General features: G+C 30.1%; 3 protein-coding genes. 2 read left to right on the top strand and 1 reads right to left on the bottom strand.

Annotation, left to right across the window (positions count from 1 at the left end; genetic code table 11):
• Positions 1-857: 857 nt before the first annotated feature.
• Positions 858-3,005 (top strand): peptide cleavage/export ABC transporter, encoded by a 2,148-nt coding sequence (locus E0E02_RS09290; RefSeq protein ID WP_133018443.1) that lies wholly within the window; start codon positions 858-860, stop codon positions 3,003-3,005.
• Between the two features lie 114 nt (positions 3,006-3,119).
• Entirely contained in the window at positions 3,120-3,251 is a 132-nt protein-coding gene (locus E0E02_RS09285) for a bacteriocin (RefSeq protein WP_133018442.1), read from the top strand.
• Between the two features lie 64 nt (positions 3,252-3,315).
• Here E0E02_RS09285 and E0E02_RS09280 read toward each other — a convergent pair.
• Positions 3,316-4,232 (bottom strand): GHKL domain-containing protein (locus E0E02_RS09280; RefSeq protein ID WP_206282029.1); only part of this gene is annotated, 917 nt, incomplete at its 5' end.

Below are 4,232 nucleotides of genomic sequence, written 5' to 3'. Positions count from 1 at the left end.
TAACGTGCTGTTACACTAACTTTTCCTACTTTAACTGTATTACGTTTTGTTGCTTTTACTTTTTTCATTTGCCTTATCCTCCTAATTACAAGCTACCTTTACCGTAACGTGCTGTTACACTAACTTTTCCTACTTTAACTGTATTACGTTTTGTTGCTTTTACCTTTTTCATTTCTTTTCTCCTTTTAATTACTCAAAATTATATTTTATAAATCCCACCAATTTTTTTGTGATGGATATTTTTTCCAAACATTATCACCTAAAACAATTTTTTTCACTAATCCCGCCTCCTTATATTTTTATTGTGTTTCAAAAAATTTACTAACAACTTTTAAAAAGTTGTTCCACCATCACGTGGGAAATTATCTGTATACAACTTCATTTTCTTCTCCTTATTTTTTATGAATTAATAACACGCTGTAAAAATGTTGTTCTTTTTTTACGTAAACCAAAACTTGTTCTTGGACGAATCATGCTAATCATTATATCTATTGCCTTTCGTTTAATAATTGTTTTTCAATCTTACATAAGTGAGTATACTCTGGAAAGAGAGGAAAAAGTTAATGATGTCATGAATGGTAGTTATTTTGTCATGAATAGTATTTTTATCATTTACCGAATAAAAATACTATTTAGACTTCAACTATCTTTTCTTAATATTTTTAACTTTTTTCGTAACTCATCTTTACAGTCCTTAGTATATTCCTACATATCGCAAAATAGATTGAAATGTAATGAATGGTAGCTATTTTGTCATGAATAACATTTTTTGAATAAAAATTCTTATATTTCATCTAATAAAATCTATCTCAACATGATATAATGGCATCATATTCCATACATTAGAAAGAACTACAATGTTTAAAAGATATAAGTACGTTTCACAAATTGATACGAGAGATTGCGGTATAGCAGCGTTATCAAGTATTATTCAGCATTACGGTTCCTACTATTCATTTGCTACTTTACGAAGATTAGCTAAGACAGACAATGAAGGAACTACAGCCCTAGGAATTATAGAAGCCGCTAGAGCATGTGGCTTCGATGCTCAGGCTATTCAAGCTGATTTGACGCTCTTTAATATGGAAAATATCCCTTATCCTTTTATTGCTCACGTTAATAAAAATCATAAACTTCAACATTACTATGTCATCTACGATGTTAAAAAAGAATATATTATAATTGGAGATCCTGACCCACAAGTAAAAATTACAAAACTGCCAAAGGAAAAATTTTTATCTGAATGGTCTGGTGCTGCAATTTTTATACTCCCATCAAATGAGTATCAAATTTTTAGAGAAAATAAAAAAGGACTCCTTAGTTTTGTCCCTGAAATCCTCAATTATAAAAAAATTATTTTCCTTATTGCTATTACAAGTATTTTTGCTACTTTGATTAGTATCTTTGGTGCATACTACCTGCAGGAAATACTCGATCGATACATTCCAAAACAAATGTACTCGACTTTAGGTATTGTTTCAATTGGTTTAATTGCTACATATATTATTCAACAAGCTCTAACATTTTTAAAAGAATTCTTTTTGGAAAGTCTAAGTATAAAACTAACTTCGAAAATATTTTTATCATATATTGACCATATTTTTAAGTTACCTTTTGACTTTTTTGCAACACGTCGAACAGGAGAAATTGTTTCACGTTTTACTGACGCTACAACCATTATTGATACACTAGCTAGTATTATACTTTCAACTGTTCTTGATATAACTGTATTGATTTTCGTTGGCTTAGCAATGCTCGTACAAAATAATCAATTATTTTTACTAACTTTATTAGCTATCCCTATTTATACAATTATCATTTTAATATTCGTTCCAACATTCAATAAAATGAACACAGAGGTTATGCACGCTAACTCTAAAGTAAGCTCCGCTATTATCGAAGACATTAACGGAATCGAAACAATTAAATCACTTAATAGTGAAGAAATTAGATTCAAGCTCATTAATGCAGAAATAAAAAAATATCTTAATAAATCATTCCGCTTAAACACATTAGAGAGCTTACAAAATAGTCTAAAGCAAACTACTCAACTAATACTAACAGTAGGTATTTTATGGATAGGTGCAAAACTTGTTATGAAAAATCAGATTAGTATCGGTCAACTGATAACTTATAACACACTCCTTTTCTACTTTGTTAATCCTCTTGAAAATATTATTAATCTCCAAACCAAGTTACAATCAGCTAGCGTTGCCAATACACGATTAAATGAAATCTATCTCGTAAAACCAGAACACAAAACTACTTTACCAAGTAGTCACTTCTCCTTAAATGGACAGATTGTATTTAACAATGTTTCCTATCAGTATGGATTTCGAAAAAACACACTTGATCATATCAATTTAACAATAAAACCTGGTGAAAAAATTTGCTTTGTCGGCGCCAGTGGCTCCGGAAAATCCACACTGGCTAAACACTTTGTCAATTTTTATTCACCCACTAAAGGAGAGATTCTTTTAAATAATATTAATATAGAAAAAATCAATAAAAAATACTTGAGAGCCTATATCAATTATCTTCCTCAAGAGGCATATGTATTTAGTGGTTCCATTCTTGAAAACCTGACTTTAGGAGCTGTCGAGAAGGTAGATGAACAAGATATCATCACTGCTTGCCAAACTGCTGAAATTCTTTCAGATATTGAAAAAATGCCACTTGGTTTTCATACTGAAGTTACTGATGGTGCAGGACTCTCTGGAGGCCAAAAGCAAAGACTAGCACTTGCTCGAGCCCTATTAACAAAATCACCTGTTCTTATACTAGATGAAGCCACCAGTGGCTTAGATATTTTAACAGAAAAGAAAATCATCAACAATCTCTTATCATTACATCATAAAACCATTATCTTTATCGCCCACCGTCTAAGTATAGCAAAACAATGCGATAAAATTTATGTTATTGATAAAGGACATATTGTCGAAGAAGGCAATCATAATGATTTAATAAGCCAAAATGGCATTTACAGACAATTAGTTAACGGTTAAGAATAAAAAAATACCGTTCATGACATTTAAACGACCATTCATGACATTTAAAATCAAATTGATTCTTATGAGTTTATAATTAAAACATCAATAAGAAATCAAGGAGATTATAAAATGAACCAACAACTTAACCAATTCACTCAACACTTTCAAGTACTTAACGAAAAAGAACTCAAGCAAATTGTCGGTGGTTATGGTGAGGTAACTTTGTTAAGTTTTAACAAAGGAAAACGAAAAATTGGTTAACACATATAGATAAGAGCTAGGGAAATCCCTAGCTCTTTTTAAAAAGAAAAAACATTTCAATTAACTACATATCGTATGGTTCACTCTCAAATTTCATCTCCTGCCTAAATCGATAATCAACACTTGTTGTGTTCAAAATAACATTATCGTATTTATCTAAAATCTCTTTAACATTGGCTAACCCTATGCCACGATTGTCTCCTTTAGATGAAAAGCCACGCTTAAAAATAGTCTTGGTGTTAACCCTAAATGTTTCAATACTATTTTCAATCACTAGTATTTTTTGAGCACCATCTTCGAAATACGCTACTGTTAAACTTGGATTTTTAGACAAAACACTAGCTTCAATGGCATTGTCCAAAAAGATAGATAGAATAGTGATAAAATCTAAAATTTCTATATTGGGAACCCCAATTACTTCCGGAATCTCAACTGAAATTGCCACTCCCATACTATTTGCTTTTAACAATTTAGCAGATACAATACTCTTCATTGCATCACCTTGAATATTAGAAAGTTTTGCAATATCATATTTACTTTGATAAAACTTCTTATCAGTATTTTCAAGTACAGAATGATAAACTTCTTCTACAGAATCAATATTCCTAGATTTGATAGATTCATTTAAACTCACCAAAATATTAGTATAATCATGACGAAAACTACGAATTTCTTGATACAATGATTCAATATGATGACTGTACTCAGATAGATAAGAAATTTGTTTGTCCTTTATTTCTTGAAGTTGGGTATTTTGCCACTCATGCGTACGATAATTCAAATACAATAAAAATCCTACAAAAAATAAAGAATAAAGATAAACAACATTATCCATTCCATATCGAATATCAATATTAAGACGACACATTCCCGAATCACTTGCAACTTCTAAATAACGAAAAGAAAATATCAAAATCGTATAAACTAACAATGAAATATTAAAAATAGTTACACCAAAATTCATGGAATAATTTTTATAGG

The organism is Streptococcus sp. KCJ4932, assembly GCF_004352745.1.
GTDB lineage: Bacteria > Bacillota > Bacilli > Lactobacillales > Streptococcaceae > Streptococcus > Streptococcus ruminicola.
The sequence above is the reverse complement of the archived record's forward strand: the minus strand, read 5'-3'. Positions and strand labels throughout refer to the sequence as shown.

Coding starts and splice junctions, on each gene's coding strand:
- E0E02_RS09285 (WP_133018442.1), top strand. CDS start 3,120: ATGAACCAACAACTTAACCAATTCACTCAACACTTTCAAGTACTTAAC.
- E0E02_RS09290 (WP_133018443.1), top strand. CDS start 858: ATGTTTAAAAGATATAAGTACGTTTCACAAATTGATACGAGAGATTGC.